The organism is Reyranella sp. (genome assembly GCF_965227665.1).
GTDB lineage: Bacteria > Pseudomonadota > Alphaproteobacteria > Reyranellales > Reyranellaceae > Reyranella.
Genome location: NZ_OZ245767.1, coordinates 69,507 through 87,682, shown reverse-complemented (window position 1 = coordinate 87,682; position 18,176 = coordinate 69,507). Strand labels below are relative to the sequence as shown.

At 65.8% G+C, this 18,176-nt stretch carries 18 protein-coding genes; 8 read left to right on the top strand and 10 right to left on the bottom strand.

Annotated elements, in window-relative coordinates; translation table 11 throughout:
- Positions 1-6: 6 nt before the first annotated feature.
- Positions 7-1,380, bottom strand: a complete 1,374-nt coding sequence (locus tag ACO07I_RS00430) for a gamma-glutamyltransferase (RefSeq protein WP_422013224.1) — start codon at positions 1,378-1,380, stop codon at positions 7-9.
- Here ACO07I_RS00430 and ACO07I_RS00425 point away from each other — a divergent pair.
- Both ACO07I_RS00425 and ACO07I_RS00420 read left to right on the top strand, forming a co-directional pair.
- Positions 1,367-2,743, top strand: coding sequence for a M48 family metalloprotease (locus ACO07I_RS00425; RefSeq protein WP_422013222.1), 1,377 nt, complete (start codon positions 1,367-1,369; stop codon positions 2,741-2,743). The two genes, ACO07I_RS00430 and ACO07I_RS00425, sit on opposite strands and share 14 nt — an antisense overlap.
- Positions 2,744-2,762: 19 nt before the next feature.
- Positions 2,763-3,539, top strand: a complete 777-nt coding sequence (locus ACO07I_RS00420; protein ID WP_422013220.1) for a DsbA family protein — start codon at positions 2,763-2,765, stop codon at positions 3,537-3,539.
- Here the strand turns inward: ACO07I_RS00420 and ACO07I_RS00415 are convergent.
- The 5 genes from ACO07I_RS00415 to hppD are packed head-to-tail and all read right to left on the bottom strand — an operon-like array spanning position 3,536 to position 8,958.
- Complete coding sequence (locus ACO07I_RS00415; RefSeq protein WP_422013218.1) at positions 3,536-5,005, bottom strand: hypothetical protein; 1,470 nt, start codon at positions 5,003-5,005, stop codon at positions 3,536-3,538. The genes ACO07I_RS00420 and ACO07I_RS00415 overlap by 4 nt on opposite strands.
- Positions 5,002-5,646, bottom strand: coding sequence for a maleylacetoacetate isomerase (maiA, locus tag ACO07I_RS00410; protein ID WP_422013216.1), 645 nt, complete (start codon positions 5,644-5,646; stop codon positions 5,002-5,004). The genes ACO07I_RS00415 and maiA overlap by 4 nt, the downstream gene beginning before the upstream one ends.
- 29 nt (positions 5,647-5,675) lie before the next feature.
- Positions 5,676-6,668 carry a fumarylacetoacetate hydrolase family protein gene (locus tag ACO07I_RS00405; protein WP_422013214.1) on the bottom strand — a complete coding sequence of 331 codons (993 nt, stop codon included), beginning with the start codon at positions 6,666-6,668 and terminating at the stop codon, positions 5,676-5,678.
- 12 nt (positions 6,669-6,680) lie between these two features.
- Positions 6,681-7,829 carry a homogentisate 1,2-dioxygenase gene (locus tag ACO07I_RS00400; RefSeq protein WP_422013212.1) on the bottom strand — a complete coding sequence of 383 codons (1,149 nt, stop codon included), beginning with the start codon at positions 7,827-7,829 and terminating at the stop codon, positions 6,681-6,683.
- 37 nt (positions 7,830-7,866) lie between these two features.
- Entirely contained in the window at positions 7,867-8,958 is a 1,092-nt protein-coding gene (gene hppD / locus ACO07I_RS00395) for a 4-hydroxyphenylpyruvate dioxygenase (RefSeq protein WP_422013210.1), read from the bottom strand.
- A gap of 40 nt (positions 8,959-8,998) precedes the next feature.
- On the opposite strand from hppD, the gene ACO07I_RS00390 reads away from it, so the two are divergent.
- From ACO07I_RS00390 to aat, 5 genes are all read left to right on the top strand, one after another.
- On the top strand, positions 8,999-9,460 hold the full coding sequence (locus ACO07I_RS00390) for a MarR family winged helix-turn-helix transcriptional regulator (protein WP_422013208.1): 462 nt from the start codon (positions 8,999-9,001) through the stop codon (positions 9,458-9,460).
- A gap of 65 nt (positions 9,461-9,525) precedes the next feature.
- Positions 9,526-9,996: a type II 3-dehydroquinate dehydratase gene (gene aroQ / locus ACO07I_RS00385; protein ID WP_298315902.1), complete on the top strand. Its 471-nt coding sequence runs from the start codon at positions 9,526-9,528 to the stop codon at positions 9,994-9,996.
- Between the two features lie 22 nt (positions 9,997-10,018).
- Positions 10,019-10,480 carry an acetyl-CoA carboxylase biotin carboxyl carrier protein gene (gene accB, locus ACO07I_RS00380; RefSeq protein WP_422013206.1) on the top strand — a complete coding sequence of 154 codons (462 nt, stop codon included), beginning with the start codon at positions 10,019-10,021 and terminating at the stop codon, positions 10,478-10,480.
- A gap of 15 nt (positions 10,481-10,495) precedes the next feature.
- Positions 10,496-11,839: an acetyl-CoA carboxylase biotin carboxylase subunit gene (accC, locus tag ACO07I_RS00375; RefSeq protein WP_422018390.1), complete on the top strand. Its 1,344-nt coding sequence runs from the start codon at positions 10,496-10,498 to the stop codon at positions 11,837-11,839.
- A 7-nt stretch (positions 11,840-11,846) separates the two neighbouring features.
- Positions 11,847-12,497, top strand: a complete 651-nt coding sequence (gene aat / locus ACO07I_RS00370; RefSeq protein ID WP_422013204.1) for a leucyl/phenylalanyl-tRNA--protein transferase — start codon at positions 11,847-11,849, stop codon at positions 12,495-12,497.
- Here aat and ACO07I_RS00365 read toward each other — a convergent pair.
- From ACO07I_RS00365 to ACO07I_RS00350, 4 genes are read right to left on the bottom strand one after another with little or no spacing between them, the layout of a single operon-like run.
- On the bottom strand, positions 12,434-12,895 hold the full coding sequence (locus ACO07I_RS00365) for a DUF2155 domain-containing protein (RefSeq protein WP_422013202.1): 462 nt from the start codon (positions 12,893-12,895) through the stop codon (positions 12,434-12,436). The two genes, aat and ACO07I_RS00365, sit on opposite strands and share 64 nt — an antisense overlap.
- 2 nt (positions 12,896-12,897) lie before the next feature.
- Positions 12,898-13,125: a hypothetical protein gene (locus ACO07I_RS00360; protein WP_422013200.1), complete on the bottom strand. Its 228-nt coding sequence runs from the start codon at positions 13,123-13,125 to the stop codon at positions 12,898-12,900.
- Entirely contained in the window at positions 13,125-13,574 is a 450-nt protein-coding gene (mlaD, locus tag ACO07I_RS00355; RefSeq protein ID WP_422013198.1) for an outer membrane lipid asymmetry maintenance protein MlaD, read from the bottom strand. The genes ACO07I_RS00360 and mlaD overlap by 1 nt, the downstream gene beginning before the upstream one ends.
- A gap of 24 nt (positions 13,575-13,598) precedes the next feature.
- Positions 13,599-13,949 carry an NADH:ubiquinone oxidoreductase subunit NDUFA12 gene (locus ACO07I_RS00350; protein WP_422013196.1) on the bottom strand — a complete coding sequence of 117 codons (351 nt, stop codon included), beginning with the start codon at positions 13,947-13,949 and terminating at the stop codon, positions 13,599-13,601.
- Positions 13,950-14,245: 296 nt separating this feature from the next.
- Here ACO07I_RS00350 and ACO07I_RS00345 point away from each other — a divergent pair, with 296 nt between their 5' ends.
- Positions 14,246-17,938: a vitamin B12-dependent ribonucleotide reductase gene (locus tag ACO07I_RS00345; RefSeq protein ID WP_422013194.1), complete on the top strand. Its 3,693-nt coding sequence runs from the start codon at positions 14,246-14,248 to the stop codon at positions 17,936-17,938.
- Positions 17,939-18,176 lie beyond the last annotated feature (238 nt).

Genomic DNA, 18,176 nt, shown 5'->3' with positions numbered 1-18,176 from the left:
CGCCGTCTATTGTGCGATCGTCGAGAGGCCGGCACCGGCGGGGTCGGCGCCCGTTCGGCAGGCTTCGGGTTTGCCACGCAGGCCCGAGGGGCAGGCGATGGCATTCACGAACCCGCCCTGGGCCCGCCGGTTTGCAAGCACGGTCGCCAGGTTGCGATCGTTATCGATGACTTCGCGCGCCACGAAGCCGACAGCCTGCGCCGCGGTCGGCCCGCCGCCGCCCGCTCCCGCAAATGTGAACTCGCCATTGCCGGGATTGGCGATGATCAGCGGACTGACCGAAGCCGCCTCGGGATTGGGCGAGCCGAGCATGATGCCGCTACCGGGTACGACGACACGCGCGCCGAAGAGCTGCCCCATCGAGACCGCGCACGCCGCCGCACCGCCCTTGCTGTCGACGGCGGCAAAGCCGGCGAAGCCACCGGAGTCGACCGGCGTGCCGCCAGCCGGCTGCTGCCCATTCCAGCCCGCGAGAGCCGACGAGCCGGCCGCGGGCGAAGGCGCGACGTAGACGCGGCTGCGATACTGACTGACGGACATCGGTTCCGACGCGATCGGCAAGGCTGCGCGCAAAGAATCGACCGGAAGGCTGCCGCCGGCCTGGGAAACCTGCTCAGAAAAGGTGCGCGCCAGAGCGCCCTGGAAGAATTCCGCTCCGCCGCGCTGGCGGATGCTGCCCAGCACCGAAGCGAGCTCAGGCTGGGTGAGCAGCGAACCCTCCGACGCGTTGCCGAAGATCCGGCGGGCCTCGGCGTCCGCCCCGAGCAGGGCCCCGCCGGCCTGCAGATCGCGCGCCAGCGCCCGCGACACCGGGAAGCCGAAGCGCGCCAGGCGCTCGGCCGGCGCCACGGTCTGTTCCCAGCGCAACTGGCCATGACGGACATGCATCAGGGTGATGGCGCGCACGCCCGTCGGCACCGCGAAGGGCGTGCCCTTGACGGCGCCCGGCGCCGCGACCGGCGGGAAGATGAAAGCTTCGGCCTTCTTCGTCTTGTCATTATGGACGACGCACGCGCCGGACGCGCCCAGCGATGCGGCCGACGGCAGGGTCACCGAGAGTGCAAAATACATGGCGACGGCGGCGTCGGTGGCGTTTCCACCGGACTCAAGGATCTCGCGTCCGACCTCGGCCGCCCGGCTCTCCTCGGCCGTGGTCGCGGCAAAGCTGCTGCCCTTGGTGGTCGGCGAGAAGGTTCGCTTGTTCTGCGCCAGACCGGCGGGATTTTCGGCATTCTCAGCGCGATCCCGCGCGCGGTCTGTCTCACTAAAGCCACAACCGGACAGCAAGAGGACGCTCGCAAGGGCTGCGTTGCACAATTGACGCGGCCGCCACCCGTTTCTAGCCTGCCTCAGCCCCGTGCCGACCTTGATCAAACGCATCACCACCCTCTTATGTCTGACGCTCTTCGCGCTGGCACCGTTTCGTGCCGCGACGGCTCAACAAGGTCAACGCCTCAATCTGATCCGTGACGCCGAGATCGAGAGCACGATCCGCACCTTCACGATCCCGATCTGGAAAGCGGCCGGACTCGACCCCAATGGTGTCGAGATCATGCTCGTCCAGGATGGTTCGCTCAACGCCTTCGTCGCCGGCGGCCAGCGCATCTTCATCAACACGGGCCTGATCATGCGGACAGAGCGGCCCAACCAGCTGATCGGTGTCATGGCGCATGAGAGCGGCCACATCGCCGGCGGCCATCTCGCCCGCATGCAGGAAGAGCTGCGCAACCTGTCCACGATGCAGATTCTGGAAACCATCCTGGCCGGAGGCGCCATGGCGGGTGGCGTGGCAGGCGGCGCCGGTGCAGGCGGCACCGGCGGCGGTCACGGCAGCGGCACGGGCCGTCCAATGGCGCCAGGTTCGCTGATGTCCTTCCTCAAGTACACCCAGACGCAGGAGAGCGCCGCCGACCAGGCGGCGATCACCTACCTTCAGCGGACGGGTCAGTCGCCCAAGGGCACGGTCGAGTTCCTGCGCTACCTGCAGCGCGAGGAGAAGCTCGCGATCGCCCGCCGTGACCCCTATCTCACGACCCATCCGCTCACGCCGGAGCGGATCGCGGCCTTCGAGCAGGCTGCCGCGAACTCGCCTTACGCGAATACGCCCGACACGCCGCAATTTCTCCTGCTTCACCAGCGCATGGTGGCCAAGCTCTACGGCTTCGTGGCGCCGGATATGGCCCTGCAGCGCTATGCCGAGGCCGATCGGTCGCTTCCGGCGCGTTACGCCCGCGCCATTGCGCTCTATCGAAAGGGGTCGCTGGGTTCGGCGCTGCTGACGATCGACGGGCTGCTGAAGGAATATCCCAACGATCCCTACTTCCATGAAGTGCGCGCCCAGATGCTCTACGAGAACGGACGCGCCGCAGAGTCCATTCCGTCTTATCGCCGCGCCGTGCAGCTCGCCCCCTCTGCAGCGATCCTGAAGATCGATCTCGCGCGGGCGCTGCTCGACGTGAACAATCCCGACAACGACCGCGAGGCGATGCGCAACCTCGACCTCGCGATGCAGCAGGAATCGGACAACTTCGAACTCTGGCGCCTCATGGCATCGGGCTACTCCAAGCTGGGCAATCAGGGTATGACCTCCCTCGCCCGGGCGGAGATGGCGACTCTCCGAGGCCAGCGTGCCGAAGCCCAGTCCCATGCGGAGACGGCGTCACGCCAGCTCACCGCCGGGACGCCTGCGTGGCAGCGCGCGCAGGATCTGAAAGCCTACATCAACAGCCGGCCCCGCAAATAACCGGCTCTGGAGACAAACGATGCGTTCCCTTCTACTGGCTGCAGTGGCCGGACTGATGATCGTCGGCGCCGTCGCCGCCACCCGCACCAGCATGCCCGGCGCCGCGACGGTGTCTGCGGCTCCCCCCGCCAACAGCGCGGCCTCCGTGCCGGCCGACCTGGGGAAGAGCATCAGGGCCTATCTCATGGCCAATCCGGAAGTCCTGGTCGATGCGATGCAGGAACTCGAGCGCAAGCAGGACACGCAGCGCGATGCCGTGGCGATCAAGGCGATCAGCCAGAACGAGGCCGAGCTGTTCCGCGACGCTGACAGCCCCACCGCCGGCAATCCGTCGGGCGACGTCACCATCGTCGAGTTCAACGACTACCAGTGCCCCTATTGCAAGCGCGCCTACCAGGCGGTGAAGTCGGTGACCGGCGCCGACGGCAAGGTGAAGATCATCTACAAGGACCTGCCGATCCTGGGCGAGCCGTCGCGCATCGCCGCGCTGGCCGCCCTCGCCTCGGTGAAGCAGGGCAAGCATCAGGCCCTGCACAACGCGCTGATGGAATTCAACGGCAAGCTCGACCGGGCCAAGATCCTCGAAACGGCGGCGTCCGTCGGCATCGACGTGGCTCAGCTCGAGAAGGACATGGAAGATCCCAAGCTGAAGCAGATCATCGACCGCAACATGGCGCTGGCCGCCGCACTGGGCGTGCGTGGCACGCCGGCCTTCGTCGTCGGCAAGCAGTTCGTGCCGGGCGCCGTCGATGCCGAGTCGCTGAAGGCGCTGATCGCGGACGCTCGCAAGAGCTAGCGCGACACCGTCGCCGTCAGGCCGAGCGCGTTCACCAGATCGGCGCCCGGCTTGAGGAGATAGTCGATCTTCTCGAGGCCCAGGGCGGGCTGCGGCATCGCGTCGAGCGTGAGCGTGCCGCCCTGCTCCACGAAGCGGGCGACCGCGTCGAACACCTTCGACATGTCCTGGGTGATCAGCACGCCGGCCGGCTGGAAGCGCCGGATCTCGGCCGCGAGGGCCGCACGCTCCGCGGCCGGGGTCTGGCCGCTCAGCCGCGCCTTGGCCTGCAGGCTGCGCTGCAGGAGACTCTTGTCGGCAACCGCAAGCCGCGCCGATGAAAGCGCGGCCTTCGTGCCCAGCACGCCGAACAGATCGGCCTCGTCGATTGCCCGCCAGAACTCGTCATCGGTGTCGATCAGCTGAGCGTCGAGTGAAATCTCGGCGAGGTCCTGACCGCTCAGCTTGCAGCCCTCGACCTTCAGGACGTGACGCGCGCGGTCCTCGAGCGTGCTGCAATCGAAGCCCAACCTCACTTCCTTGAGGTTCATCGACTGCAGCACCAGAAGCATCCCCAGCGCCTCGACGCTGCGCAGGGAGGGCGCGAGCACGAAATCCTCGATGCGAAAGCGGGAGCGGCTGAATTCGCCCTCACGCACCGTCTCGGTGGAAACGCTGCCCAGCGTCAGGCCGTAGCGGGTCATCAACTCCCCACCGAAGCCCGACAGGCGGCCTTCAACCATCGGAACGCGGCCGATCGGCGTACCCGGCTCCCAGTCGATCGACGAGGCGATGGCGATCGGCCGGCGGAGGTCGACCCCGCGGGCCGTGACGTCGCCAACCGTGAGACCGGCCATCCGCGTATCCGCCGGCTTCACCTGGAAATCCTTCATCTCCAGCGCATCGATCAGGCCCTGCCGGTAACCCGAGAAGATGACGCTCGCCGCGCTTTGGCTCATCTGCTCGAGCGAGACGTAGGTGAGATCCCGCTGCTCGAGGCGCCCGACGGTCATGGCCCCCAGCAGGCGGGCCACCATCACCTGGTTGCGGAACGGTCCGTCGTAGGCCGAATCGTAGCGCGGCAGGTCGATGTCGCGGCCGGTCAGCTCGCCGATCGTCCAGGTATTGCCTGCATCGGGCGTGGCCAGGCGGAAATTCCGCAGATGCAGGCGTTCCACATGAAGCGGGTCGCCCCAGTCGAGCCCGCGGAACGGCAGGCGCCCTTTCAGCAGCTCGTCGAGGGGCCAGGCGAGGCCCGAAGCCTCCCACGTATCGACCTTCAGCTCGCCGTTGGGCCCGCCCACCACGTTCGCGAGACTGACGCTGCGGGCGAGCAGCCCCACCTGCACCGTTTCGACCTGCACGCCCTGCTCCGCGAGGCCGGCCTTGAGGCGTGCGGCGGCAAAATCCTCGGCAAACGGGATGGCAGCGGCACCAATGACGACCAGACCAAGGACGGCGCCGAGAGCGACGAAGGATTTCTTCACGGTTCGGCGTCCGGCTGCTTCGAGGGCTGCGCCGCGTCGAAGGCGGGAAGCTTCATGCAGGCATCGTAGATGCGCTGGATCGTCGGATAGCTTTTCATGTCGACCTTGAAGCGGGTGGCGTTGAAGACCTGCGGCACCAGGCACATGTCGGCCATCGTGGGCGAGTTGCCGTGACTGAAGGTCCCCGCCTCCGGGGCGTCGGTCAGCATCGCCTCATAGGCGTCGAAGCCGGTCTCGATCCAGTGCCGCGACCAGGTGAAGGCGCTCTCCTCCGTCTGGCCGAACTTCTGGCGCAGGTAGGCCATGACACGCAGGTTCTGGATCGGATGGATGTCGGCACTGACGATCAGCGAAAGCGCCCGCACATGGGCGCGGCCGACCGGGTCGCGGGGCAGCAGCGGAGGTTCGGGATGGGCTTCCTCGAGATATTCGATGATCGCCAGAGACTGTGTCAGCACCGCCCCGTCGTCGAGGACGAGCGACGGCACCAGCTTCTGCGGATTGAGCGCGGCATAGTCCGCGGAAAACTGCTCGCCCCTGCGCAGATGCCGCGACGCATGCTCGACCGCGATGCCCTTGTGGTTCAGGGCGATGCGCACGCGATACGCCGCCGACGAGCGAAAATAGCCGATGAGCTTCATGACCGCCTCCGCGGTCACTGTAGCACGGCTCAGGCGGGCGGCGTGTAGCGCACCACCTTCTGGTCGATCGCCCCGAAGATCGACTTGCCCGCACGATCGAACATCTCGATGCGGATATGATCGCCGAAGCTCATGAAGGGCGTCACCGGCTTGCCGCCGTCGATCGTCTCGCGCACGCGCCGTTCGGCGATGCAGGAGCAGCCGACCGCGGCATCCCGGTTCGCGACCGTACCCGACCCGACGATGGTGCCCGCCTCCAGGTGCCGCGTGCGCGCGGCGTGCGCGATCAGCTGGCCGAAGTCGAAGGTGAGATCGGTGGCCGCATTCGGGTGCCCGAACTCCTTGCCGTTCAGCGTCGAGATCAGGGGGCGGTCGAGCCGGGCTCCGTTCCAGTCGTCGCCCAGCTCGTCGGGCGTGACGGCCACGGGCGCGAAGGCCGTCGCGGGTTTGCCGTGGAAGAAACCGAAGCCCTTGGCGAGTTCGCCAACGATGACGTTGCGCAGCGACACGTCGTTCAGGATGGTCACGAGCTTGATGTGTTTCCGCGCCGCTTCCGGCGAAATCCCCATCGGCACGTCATCGACGATCACCGCGATCTCGCCCTCGAAGTCGATGCCCCAGGCCTCGTCAGCCATTTCGATTTCGTCGTTGGGTCCGATGAAGGAGTCCGAGCCGCCCTGGTACATCAGCGGATCGGTCCAGAAGGACGGCGGCATTTCGACGCCGCGTGCCTTGCGCACCAGTTCGACGTGGACGACGTAGGCCGAGCCGTCGGCCCATTGATAGGCGCGCGGCAGCGGCGCCGCCAGCGCCGCAGGATCGAGTTCGAACGAACCCACCGCCTTGTCGTCCTCGAGCTGCTCGGCCAGCGCCCGCAGCTTCGGCGCGTTCGTTGCCCAGTCATCGAGCGCCTTCTGCATCGTCGGCGCCACGGTGGTGGCCCGGACGCCGCGCGTCAGGTCGCGGTTGACCACGATCAGCGTACCGTCGCGGCCGCCTTCTTTCAGCGATCCCAGTTTCATCGTGACCCGCCCCTATTCCGCAGCCTGCTTCAGGTCCGGCGGCCGCCAGGACTTCACGTATCCCTCGAACTCGACGCCGGCCGGCATCGCGGCAACATCCACAGCATCGCGCGTATCGATCATCACCGCGACCTCGTCGGTCTCCATCTTGCCGCCCTTGGTGGCGGCGTTGAAGGCCTTGGGATGCGGCCCGTGCGTGAAGCCGCTCGGATGGACCGTCATCATGCCGGGGTGGATGTTGTCGCGGCTGAAGAAGCTGCCCTTGTGGTAGAAGATCACTTCCTCGAAATCGTCGTTGTTGTGGAAGAACGGCAGGCGCAGCGCTTCGGGATCGCTCTCGAACGGCCGAGGCACGAAGGTGCAGACGACGAACCGGCCAGTGGCCCAGGTCGTGTGCGCCGACGGCGGCAGGTGCGCGCGATGGCTCATCAGCGGCCGCAGGTCGCGCCAGTTGATGCGCACGACGCTGAGATCGCCATGCCAGCCCACCGCATCGAGCGGGTTGAACGGGTAGGTCACGGTCGACAGCGTGTTGCGCCGCTTCACCGAAACCTTCCAGGTCCGCTCGTCCTGCTGTGCGCGAAAAGCCTCGTCGATGCGCGGCGTATCGAGCATCGCGGGGTCGAAAATGGCGTGCCGGCCGACCAGCCCCTTCTCAGGCAAGGTGAAGTGATCGTTGGTCGCCTCGATCATCAGCGACACGGTGGGCGTGACGGGTTCCAGGCGCCACATCGTCCCGCGCGGGATCACCAGATAGTCGCCCTCGGCATAGTCGAGATGCCCGTAGTCGCAGAACAGCGCGCCGTTGCCCTCGTGGACGAACAGCAGTTGGTCGCCGTCGCTGTTGCGCGCCAGTTCCCGCATCGGCTCGTCGAGACGCCAGATGCGCATCTGCATATGGCTGTTGTCCATGACGAGCTCGGCTTCCCAGGGATTGCTCCGGGCCGTCGCCAGCTTGTTGAGATCGAGCGCGCGCGGCCGGATCGGTCCGTCGAACTCGACCCAGTCGGTCGGCTTGTGCCTGTGGTGGAACTGCGCAGAGGGGCCGAAGAAGCCCTCCTTGCTGATCTCGCGCTCGTAGGTCCCTTCGGGCAGCCGGACATGCGCCTGCCGCGAGGCATTGCCCTCGACCTGGCGCAGCGGAATCCAGTTCTTGGCCATGGCTTCCTCCGTCGTTTCGTTTATTTCGTTTGTTCTTCTAAGCCTTCAACACGCCGCGGCGAATCTGGTCGAGTTCGATCGATTCGAACAGCGCCCGGAAATTGCCCTCGCCGAAGCCTTCGTTGCCCCTGCGCTGGATGATCTCGAAGAAGATCGGACCGATCACGGTCTGCGTGAAGATCTGCAGGAGGAGCCCGCCGCCCTTGGTGGGGGCGCCGTCGATCAGGATGCGATCGGCCGCCAGTCGCGCCAGATCCTCGCCGTGGCCGGGCAGACGCTCGTCGACCTGCTCATAATAGGTATCCGGCACGGTCTGGAACGGCACGCCCTTGGCCTTCAGGGTCTCCACCGTCTCGTAGATGTCGCCGGTGCCGAGCGCGATGTGCTGGATGCCCTCGCCGTGATAGGCCGAGAGGTATTCCTGGATCTGCGACTTGTCGTCGGTGCTCTCGTTGATCGGGATGCGGATCTTGCCGCACGGGCTGGTCATCGCCTTGGACTTCAGGCCGGTGAGCTTGCCCTCGATGTCGAAGTAGCGAATCTCGCGGAAATTGAAGAGCCGCTCGTAGAAGTCGGCCCATTCGGCCATGCGGCCGCGATGCACGTTGTGGGTCAGGTGGTCGATATAGGCCAGGCCGACTCCCGCGGGATTGCGATCGACGCCCGGCAGGTACTCGAAGTCGACATCGTAGATCGAGCCGCGATCGCCATAGCGGTCGACGAGATAGAGCAGCGAATCGCCGATGCCCTTGATGGCCGGGATGTTGAGTTCCATCGGGCCGACCTTGCCCTCGACGCCCCAGGCGCCGAGCGACAGGGCCCGCTTGTAGGCCGCGCCGGCATTCTTCACCCGCAACGCGATGGCACAGACGCTGGGCCCGTGCACCCGAGCGAAGCCCTGGGCGAAGCTCTCCTTCTCGGCGTTGACGATGAAGTTCACGTCGCCCTGGCGATAGAGCGAGACGTCCTTGGAGCGGTGCTTCGCCACCTTGGTGAAGCCCATGCTCTCGAACAGGGCGCCGAGCGCCGCGGGATCGGGGGCCGTGTATTCGACGAACTCGAACCCGTCGGTGCCCATCGGGTTCACTTCGTCGATCTCCAGGATCTTGGCTTCGCTGACACTTGCCATGTTTGCCCTCCCGGCTGAATTAGTTTCAAATGTAACTATCATGTCGACCGCTGCGCAAGCCCTCGAACTGGAGAATTTTCTCCCCTACCGGCTCTCCGTCCTGGCCCAGCTCGTGAGCGAATCGCTCCACGATCTCTATGCCGGGCCGTTCGGCCTCAGCGTCACGCAATGGCGGGTGATGGCGGCCCTGGGGCGCTTCGCCCCCCTCACCGCCACCGACGTGGGACTGCGCATCGTCATGGACAAGGTGGCGGTCAGCCGGGCGGTGGGCGGGCTGATGAAGCGCGGCCTCGTCGAGCGCGCGACCGATCTCGAGGACCGGCGGCGGGAACCCCTCAGGCTGACGGCAAAAGGGCGCGCGATGCATGATGAAATCGTGCCCCTGGCCCTGAAGTACGAGGCCGAGCTCTACGAGGCCCTGTCCGCTGAGGAGCGCCGGTCCCTCAACGGCTTGTGTGACCGGCTCTTCTCCCACGCCAAGCTGTTGAGAAACCGCTCCTGAGGCCGCCTTGTGGCGCCTAGTCGCCATGGTATAACGCCCACCTCTTATCACTCTGGGAGGCAGGATTGGCCGCTAAGGCCGCCCAACGCCCACCGGTCTCCAAACCGGTGCTGGTTCTGAACGGGCCGAATCTCAACATGCTGGGCAAGCGTCAGCCGGAAATCTACGGCCACGAGACGCTGGCGGACGTCGAGGCGGCGTGCCGGACCGAAGCCGCACGCCTCGGCCTCGGCGTCGAATTCGCCCAGAGCAATCACGAGGGCGTGCTGGTCGACCGCATTCAGGCCGCTCGCGAGGGCAATTCCGGGATCGTCATAAATGCCGGCGCCTATACCCACACGTCGGTGGCCCTGCTCGACGCGCTGAACGCCGCCGAGCTGCCGACCGTCGAAGTTCATCTGTCCAACATCTACAAGCGTGAGCGCTTCCGCCATCATTCGTACATCAGCCCGGCCGCGGTCGGCGTGATCGCGGGTCTCGGCACTCAAGGCTACCTCCTTGCCCTCCAGGCGCTGGCGCGCCTGCTGGCACGCTGACCAACATCGGGAGCGATTCTCCATGGCAAAGTTCGAGCTGGATACCGAGTTCGTGCGCAAACTGGCGGCGATCCTCGAGGAAACCAAACTGGGCGAGATCGAGTTGGCCGACGGCGAGCGGCGCATCCGTGTCGTCCGGCCGGCCGCACCCGTCGCCCAGGCGGCGCCGGTCATGATGGCCGCGGCGCCTGCCGCCGCTCCTGCGCCCGCAGCCCCCGCCGCACCTGCCGCCGGCGACCTCTCCAAGCATCCGGGCGTCGTGAAGTCGCCGATGGTCGGGACCGCCTACCTGGCGCCCGAACCCGGCAAGCCCAACTTCGTATCCGTCGGCGACAAGGTGACCGCCGGTCAGACGCTGCTGATCATCGAGGCGATGAAGACCTTCAATCCGATCAAGGCTCCGAAGGCCGGCACGGTCACGCAGATCCTGATCGAGAATGCCCACCCGGTGGAGTTCGCCGAACCCTTGATGATCGTCGAGTAAGGGCCGCCCGTGCCGATGTTCGACAAGGTCCTGATCGCCAACCGCGGCGAGATCGCGCTCCGCATCCACCGCGCCTGCCGCGAGATGGGGATCCAGACCGTCGCGGTCCACTCGACCGCCGACAGCGATGCGATGCATGTGCGGCTGGCCGACGAGTCGGTGTGCATCGGTCCTCCCCCGGCCCGCGACAGCTACCTCAACATCCCCGCGATCCTCTCGGCCGCGACGATCGCCGGCGCCGATGCGATCCACCCGGGCTACGGCTTCCTGTCGGAGAACGCCCGGTTCGCCGAAGCGGTCGAAGCGCACGGCTTCACCTTCATCGGACCGACGCCGCAGCATATCTCCATGATGGGCGACAAGATCGTCGCCAAGCAGACCGCCAAGGAACTCGGCCTGCCGCTCGTGCCCGGTTCGCCCGGCCCCGTCGAATCGATCGAAGAAGTCATCGAACTCGGCACGAAGATCGGCTGGCCCGTCCTGATCAAGGCGGTAGCGGGTGGCGGCGGCCGCGGCATGAAAGTCGTCGTCAATGCCGAGGCCGCGGCCGAGGCCTTCTCGCTGGCGCGTGCCGAGGCCAAGGCGGCGTTCAGCAACGATGCGGTCTATCTCGAGAAGTACCTGCCGCGCCCGCGCCATATCGAGATCCAGGTGCTGGGCGACGGGCTGGGCGCCGGCATCCATCTCGGCGAGCGCGACTGCTCGCTGCAGCGCCGGCACCAGAAGGTGCTCGAAGAAGCCCCCTCGCCCGCGCTCAACACCGAGCAACGCAACAGGATCGGCGAACTGGCGGCCGACGCCGTCCGCAAGCTCAAGTATCGCGGCGCCGGCACGATGGAGTTCCTGTTCCAGGACGGCGAATTCTACTTCATCGAGATGAACACCCGGCTCCAGGTCGAGCATCCGATCACCGAGGCCGTGACCGGCATCGACCTGGTGCGCGAGCAGATCCGCATCGCCTCCGGCTCGCCGTTGACGCTGACGCAAAAGGACATCGTGATCCAGGGGCATGCGATCGAGTGCCGGATCAATGCCGAGAACCCCGAGACCTTCGTGCCCTGCCCCGGCCTGGTCACCGACTATCATGCGCCCGGCGGGCTGGGCGTCCGGGTCGATTCCGGCCTCTATGCCGGCTACTCGATCCCGCCCTACTACGACTCGATGGTGGCCAAGCTGATCGTCAACGGCAGCAGCCGCAACGAGTGCCTGATGCGCCTGCGTCGCTCACTCGAGGAATTCGTGATCGGCGGCATCGACACCACGGTCCCGCTGCACCGCCGCATCATCGGCGAGCAGGCGTTCATCGACGGCGATTACGACATCCACTGGCTGGAGAAGCTGGTCGGCCTGAAGAAGTAGAGCCGGCATGCTGGAGATCACCCCCGACCTCCTGCTCCAGGCCTATCGCATCGGCGTCTTTCCCATGGGGGAAAGCCGCGACGATCCCAAGCTCTACTGGCTCGATCCGCGCATGCGCGCGGTGTTGCCGCTCGATGCCTTCCACCTGTCGCATCGTCTGGCGCGCACGGTCCGAAGCAACCGCTTCGAGGTCACCGCCGACACCGCCTTTGCCGAGACCATGCGCGCCTGCGCCGAGCCGCGGCCGGGTCATCCCGAGAGCTGGATCAACGAGCCGATCGTCGACCTCTATACGGCGCTCCATGCGCGCGGCCACGCCCACAGTGTGGAATGCCGCGTCGAGGGAAGGCTGGTCGGCGGCCTGTACGGCGTCTCCGTCGGTGCCGCCTTCTTCGGCGAAAGCATGTTCAGCCGCGAGCGCGATGCGTCGAAAGTGGCGCTGGTCCATCTGGTGGCACGGCTGATCAGAGGCGGATTCATCCTGCTCGACTGCCAGTTCATGACCGAGCATCTGCGCAGCTTCGGTGCGGTCGAGATTCCCCGCGATGAATTCAAGGAGCGACTGGCCGAGGCGATCGACCGCCCGGCGGCCTTTCAGCGCGAGCTGGGTGGCGACGATCCCTGCGCCATCGTGCAGGAGAGCACGCGCAGATCGTAGACGCCGTGGTCGAGCGCCGACAGCGAAGGCGTCGAGGCGAACATCCAGCCGGCGAAAAGCTTCTCTTCCGCCTGCCCCGGCTTGTGGTCGATGATGGTGAGATAGGCGACCGATTCAGGCGGCGCCTCCGGCACGTTCACGAGGCAATCGCCCACCGTGATCTCCAGCGTGCCGAAGCGGGTCGACTTTCCGACCGGCGCATAGAAGCGCTGGGTACGGGCCGTCACCTTGTCCAGCCCCTGCAGCTCGGCCGACCGGACGCCCGGCCCGTCGGGCACCGGACGAAGATTGGCATTTCCGGGACGCTGCGGCGGCTGTTGCGGTTGTTGCGGTGGCGTTTGCGCCGACGCGGCGCCGATACCGGCCGCCAACACGGCGAGTACCATCGAGGCACGCATGCTCACCCCTTGGCGTGGGGCGTCGTCAACCCGTCGATCAGTTCGTGAAGCGCCTGCTTTATCTGCGTGGCGTCGCATCCCATCAGAACTCCATCCTCCAGCGCATCGGCGCAGAGCGATTCGATCTCCTGGATGTTCTGGTTCAGGACTTTGATCTTTTCGAGGCATGACACCGGCTTGCCGTCGGGCTGCCGCCAGACCGGCGGCTCCTTCGGGGACTGAGCGCCCATCACTTGCTTCCCGTGCTTCCGAACATGAACTTGGCGATCAGCTCCGTCAGGGGAATCGCATCCTGCGTGTGCTCGATCTCGCCGCCGTTCTTCAGCATCTGCTTGTCGCCACCCGGCTCTAGGACGACGACCATGCCGCCCAGCAGCGATTCGCCCACGATCTTGGCATGCGTGTCGACCGGCAGGGTGACGTTCGACGCCACGCCGAGGCGCACCACGGCCTGATAGGTCTTGGGATCGAGGCTGAAGCCAGTCACGCTGCCGATCTTCACCCCGCTCAGGGTGACATCGGCGCCGCGCTTCAGCCCGTCGATTCGTCCGAAGCGCGCCACGAGTTCGTAGCCCTCGGGCCCGGCCCGGTCCGATTTCGAGAAGGCGTAGAACACGAAGAAGCCGGCCACCACCAGCACCAGCGCGCCCACGATCGTTTCGACGACATTACGGCCCACGATCATTCCCCCGCGACCGAGGCCTCAGCCCGGACGCCACGCTTCGTAAGCGGGCTTCGGCTTCTCGCCAGCGGACAGCGAATGGCCCGGCGGCCGGTAAGCGTGATCGGTGCCCGTGAGATTGGGCAGATGTTCCTTCTGCCAGGGCTGGCGCGGCAGGCCACCGGCCGGCGGCGGGTCGGCCAGCGTGTAATGCAGCCACCCATGCCACTCCGGCGGAACGCGCGAAGCCTCGGCAACGCCGTTGTACATGACCCAGCGCTTGCGCCGCATTCCGGGAACGACGCGCTTGTCCTGGAAGTAGCGATTGCCTTCGGCATCCGTGCCGACCAGTTCGCCGCGCATCTTCGTGAAGAGCCAGGTACCGATGATCATGAACCAACCACTTCGTAGGTGATGCGCGCTTGTACGCGGGCGCTTCATCGCGTGCAACGCAACGCAAGGGATCTGGCGTTCACATCGTTCAACGAGGTGTGAATCGCGCGACTCGATGGAGTGTTGCCTTCTTGCATCATCTAGTACCATCAACAGGCAGGTCTACAAAATATAGTTGCGCGCACAAGATTTTGTCACTTACCATCACTCGGTGCCCATATGTGCGTGTTTGATCGGGATCAAACACCCCCGCGACAGGGAAGCAGATTGACGGGATTGGGCACGGGGGATCGTCGATGCGCTTCGAGCGTCGGTATACGCAGGCAGGAAAGTCGCCCTTCACAGGAGTGGCGTTTCGCGCGACTGATTCTGAGATCCGGAATCCCGACGGTTCCATCGTTTTCCAGCTGAAGAACATCGACGTGCCGGCCGAGTGGTCGCAGGTCGCCTCGGATGTTCTCGCGCAAAAGTACTTCCGGCGCGCAGGCGTGCCGGCGCGGATGGTTCGCGTTCCCGACGAGGACATGCCCCAGTGGCTGTGGCGATCGATCCCCGACGAAGCGGCCCTGCAGGCAATGCCCGAGAGCGAGCGCTTCGGCAGCGAGTTCAGCGCCCGCCAGGTTTTCCACCGGATGGCCGGCGCCTGGACCTACTGGGGCTGGAAAGGCGGCTACTTCGACAGCGAGGAGGACGCCCGCTCCTTCTATGACGAGCACTGCTACATGCTCGCGGCGCAGATCTGCGCGCCGAACTCGCCGCAATGGTTCAACACCGGCCTGCATTGGGCCTACGGCATCGACGGTCCGGGCCAGGGCCATTGGTTCGTCGACCATACCGATGGCATAGCTTACCCATCGGGCTCCGCCTATGAGCGGCCGCAGCCGCATGCCTGCTTCATCCAGAGCGTCTCCGACGATTTGGTGAACGAAGGCGGCATCATGGATCTCTGGACGCGCGAGGCGCGTCTGTTCAAGTACGGGTCCGGCACCGGCTCCAACTTCTCGCGTCTGCGCGGACAGGGCGAGAAGCTGTCCGGCGGCGGCCAGTCGTCCGGTCTGATGTCGTTCCTCAAGATCGGCGATCGCGCGGCGGGAGCCATCAAGTCCGGTGGCACCACGCGTCGGGCGGCCAAGATGGTGAGCGTCGACATCGACCATCCCGACATCGAGGACTTCATCTCGTGGAAGATGCTCGAGGAGCAGAAGGTGGCCGCGCTGGTCGCCGGCTCCCGGCTCGCCAACCGCCACCTCAATGCGATCATGCAGGCCTGCCTCGAGAGCGAGGAAGGCGATGCCGCGTTCGATCCCCGACAGAACGCGAGGCTGCGCCGCGAGATCGTGGCCGCCCGTCGGGCCGAACTGCCTGAGAACTACATACAGCGTGTCATCCAGTTCGCCCGCCAGGGTTATCGCCACATCGAATTCCCGACCTTCGATACCGATTGGGAATCGGCGGCCTATGCTTCCGTCTCCGGACAGAATGCCAACAACTCGGTGCGCGTCACCGACGCGTTCCTGAGGGCGGTTGAAGAAGACCGGCAATGGGCGCTCACCGAGCGCACCACCGGCAAGGTCTCGAAGGTGATCGGAGCGCGTCTCCTCTGGGATCAGATCGCCGAAGCCGCCTGGCACTCGGCCGACCCCGGCGTGCAGTACGACACCACGATCAACGACTGGCACACCTGCCCGGCTTCGGGACGCATCAATGCCTCCAATCCGTGCTCGGAATACATGTTCCTCGACGACACGGCGTGCAATCTCGCGTCGCTGAACCTGATGCGGTTCCGGCGCGACGATGGCACGATCGATGTCGAGGCGCTGGAGCATGCGAGCCGCCTCTGGACGGTCGTCCTCGAAATCTCCGTCATGATGGCGCAGTACCCGTCGCGCCGCATCGCCGAGCTCTCCTACCAGTACCGCACGCTCGGCCTGGGCTACGCCAATCTCGGCGCGCTGCTCATGGCCTCGGGCCTGGGCTACGACAGCGCCGAAGGTCGCGCCATCGCCGCCGCCCTCACCGCGATCATGACCGGCAGCGCCTACGCGACCTCGGCGGAGATGGCGGGCCTGATGGGCGCCTTCCCCGGCTTCGCGGCCAACCGCGAGGCGATGCTGCGCGTCATCCGCAACCATCGCCGGGCGGCGCATGGCGCGGACCCGGCCTACGAAGGGCTTTCGATCGCGCCGCAGGCTCTCGACGCAGCCAATTGCCGTGACGCCCGGCTCGTCGCCGCGGCCCGCACCGCCTGGAATCGCGCGCTGGAACTGGGCGAACGCCACGGCTTCCGCAACGCACAGGTCTCCGTCATCGCGCCCACCGGCACGATCGGACTGGTGATGGATTGCGACACCACTGGAATCGAACCCGATTTCTCCGTGGTGAAGTTCAAGAAGCTGGCCGGCGGCGGTTATTTCAAGATCATCAACCAGACGGTTCCGCTGGCGCTTCGAACCCTCGGCTATGACGAAACCGCGATCGAACGCATCGTGAGCCATGCGGTGGGCCACGGCTCGCTGGCGTCGGCGCCTTCGATCAATCATCAGAGCCTGGCGGCGCGCGGCTTCGATGCCGCGACCTTGAAGCGGCTCGACCAGGCGATCGCCACCGCCTTCGACATCCGGCTGGCCTTCTCGCGCTACACGCTGGGCGAAGCCTTCTGCCGCGAGACACTCGGCCTCGACGACGAGGCTCTGGCGGATCCAAAGCTCGACATACTCTCGCGTTTGGGCTTCTCGCGCAGTGACATCGCCGCCGCGAACATCCATGCCTGCGGGACGATGAGCGTCGAAGGCGCACCCGATCTCGAGAGCCGACATCTTTCCGTGTTCGATTGTGCGAATCCCTGTGGACGAGATGGCACGCGCTTCTTGTCTGCCGAGAGTCACATACGCATGATGGCTGCAGCACAACCCTTCGTATCGGGCGCCATTTCCAAGACCATCAACATGCCCAACGCGGCGACGGTCGAGGACTGCCGCAAGGCCTATGAGATCTCGTGGAAGCTCGGATTGAAAGCAAACGCCCTCTATCGTGACGGGTCCAAGCTCTCGCAGCCGCTGTCTGCGATGGCGCTAGGCGACGACATCCCCGCGAACGACGATCTTGCCGAGCTGCCGCCCGCGGCACGCGCCCCGATCATTGCCGAGCGCATCGTTGAACGTATCGTCGAGCGCGAAGTCCGGGCCGGCCGCGAACGCATGCCGCAGCGTCGCAAGGGCTATACCCAGAAGGCCATCGTCGGCGGCCACAAGGTCTATCTCAGGACCGGCGAGTACGAAGACGGGCGCGTCGGCGAGATCTTCGTCGACATGCACAAGGAAGGCGCGGCGTTCCGCAGCCTGATGAACAACTTCGCCATCGCGATCTCGATCGGCCTGCAGTACGGCGTGCCGCTCGAGGAATTCGTCGAGGCCTACACCTTCACGCGGTTCGAACCCTCGGGTCTTGTCGAAGGCAACGACGCGATCAAGATGTCGACGTCCGTCCTGGACTACATCTTCCGCGAACTCGCGATCTCATACCTCGGACGCAACGACCTGAGCCACGTCGAGCAGGCGGACCTCCGCCCCGACGGTGTCGGACGTGGTGAGATTCAGGGAGAGCTGCCGCCGCCCGGCACCAGCGCCGCCGAGGCCGCCGCCGCCGCGGTGAGCCGGATCGCGAGTGTCGGCTACGTGCGCAGCAACCTCCAGGTATTGACAGGCAGGACTGCCGGCAACGCCGCGATCGCCGATCAGGCGATCGTCGCGGCCGCCCTGCCCAACGAACTGACCGACGGACCAGCCGTCGCTTCGGCGCACATCGCCAAGGCGGCCGTCGTCAGCGTCGCGCTCGGAAACTCTTCCTCTTCATCCTTGGGACCCGCCCTCGAGGCGAGGCTCAAGGGATTCGAAGGGGATGCGTGTCCGGAATGCGGCAACTTCACGATGGTCCGCAATGGGACGTGCCTCAAATGCACGACCTGCGGCGGCACCACCGGCTGCAGTTGAGCATGCGTGGCGTAGCGTACCGGCGTACCCCGGGGACCTCACGGTTGGGGACCCCATAGCTAACCATAGGAGACAGTTATGGCTGCTAAGAAAAAGGTTGCGAAGAAGAAGGCTGCTAAGAAGAAGAAGCAGTAATTAGGAAAGGGCGGAGGTCAAAGGCAGCTTTGACCCCTCTAACACGCCTTTCGGCCTCCGTGTGGAAGCCCTCTCTCAGGGCCCCACCGGAGGCCCCCTAAAC